Source organism: Vibrio sp. 03_296 (genome assembly GCF_002265885.1).
The window spans coordinates 1-1,632 of the sequence record NZ_NPKW01001244.1; the positions used below are offsets into that span (position 1 = coordinate 1).

Annotated in this window: 2 protein-coding genes; both read right to left on the reverse strand. The window is 39.8% G+C overall.

Annotation, left to right across the window (positions count from 1 at the left end):
- Positions 1-916: 916 nt before the first annotated feature.
- Complete coding sequence (locus tag CIK04_RS35920) at positions 917-1,045, reverse strand: DUF3265 domain-containing protein (protein WP_128824590.1); 129 nt, start codon at positions 1,043-1,045, stop codon at positions 917-919.
- Between the two features lie 349 nt (positions 1,046-1,394).
- Complete coding sequence (locus CIK04_RS31305; protein ID WP_128824591.1) at positions 1,395-1,538, reverse strand: DUF3265 domain-containing protein; 144 nt, start codon at positions 1,536-1,538, stop codon at positions 1,395-1,397.
- Positions 1,539-1,632: the final 94 nt, after the last annotated feature.

Below are 1,632 nucleotides of genomic sequence, written 5' to 3' on the forward strand. Positions count from 1 at the left end.
CGAATCACTCTTAATGCTTGTATATGCTTGCCAATGGCTTTCGCAACGTCCATTTCAATATGATGCAATTCATCTTTTTATCGATAATCTCTTGTTCTGTGAATCTACTTATTATTTGACCAATAGATTCCTTTGAAAAAGCAACGTTCAGCTAGTTCTGCATTGTACTCGCGTACAAGAATGGAGGTCGAGTACCAACATTCTGATAATTCCCTTTCGACAGTGTCTGACTTAGACTCAGCATTATCAAGAACAGACTTCATGTACACTGCTAGTTCTGTCTAAGAGGTCAATTAGTGACTTAATAGCTTTCATTTTTCTTTCTTCGCTTTGTTTTCTTTACGGTTTACGTAAACTCTACCCATTTGATCGCTGCCTCACTTAACGAAGATACATCTGAAATTTCTAGTATGCCATTAAAACTCCTAATTAAAAATTAACTTGGGCATATAACGCTGCGTTAAGGGGTGAATGCCGCATAAAGCAAGCTTCCGCAGACCACTTTCACCACCAAAACTCACTGCAAAACAAAAATGCCACGCGGCATGAATCCCGCTTAAACGCCTTGTTATGTTTAAGGCTCAAAGGGTTAAGTTTGCGATACCAATAGCTTAACTCGACTTACCTTTGCAAACCAAAACCAGACGCTAAAAAGCTGAATTAAATCATAATTTTGATTGTGCCGACTTTGAGTTTTAACGTGAGAAATCGAAAAAATAGGGCTCTAACTTTGAAATCAAAATCACTTAACTCACCTCGCCTACACTCTGCATTTCAATGAGGCAACTCTCTGAACTTTTAGCGCCCACGAATTGGAGTCCAGAAAACAGCGACCACTGAAGTTAACCTGCCGACAAAACCAAAATTAGAAATACGAAGGAACAAAGAAAAGATGCAACCAACTGATTTTACGTGACTAAACATAACGCTGCGTTAAGGGGTGAATGCCGCATAAACCAACTTTCCGCAGACCACTTTCACCACCAAAACTCACTGCAAACCAAAAATGCCACGCGGCATGAATCCCGCTTAAACGCCTTGTTATGCTTAAGCTTCAATGGCTTACGTTTTAATTGAATTAAGATTAACTCGACTTTGATTTACAAACAAAAACCAAAACGTAGAAAACCGAAATGAATCATAGTATTGACAATCAGGCTCAGAATTTTGGCAAATCTAGTTTGAAGTTTGAAAACCTAGAAATGGATTTCTGATTGAGCCACCCGCCCTAACCTCGCGCTTACCCTAAAATTGACTGAGGCAACTCTCTGAATTTTTAGCGCCCAAGAATGGATGTCCAGAAAATAGCGCCCACAAAAGCCAACTTGCCGACAAATACCAAACTGACAAGCTGAGGGAACAAAGAAAAACCATAAACCACTGATTTTACTTGATTAAGCATAACGCCGCGTTAAGGGGTGAATGCCGCCTAAACCAAGTTTCCGCACACCACTTTCACCACAAAAATTACCGCAAACCAAAAATGCCACGCGGCATGAATCCCGCTTAAACGCCTTGTTATGTGTTTGAATTAACAGCTAAAGATTATCTTTTTGACCACAAAGTCGCGATAATTTTAGCCCCAATGCGAAACTTATCTACCGCTACAGTAACAGTAACTATTATTGAGAA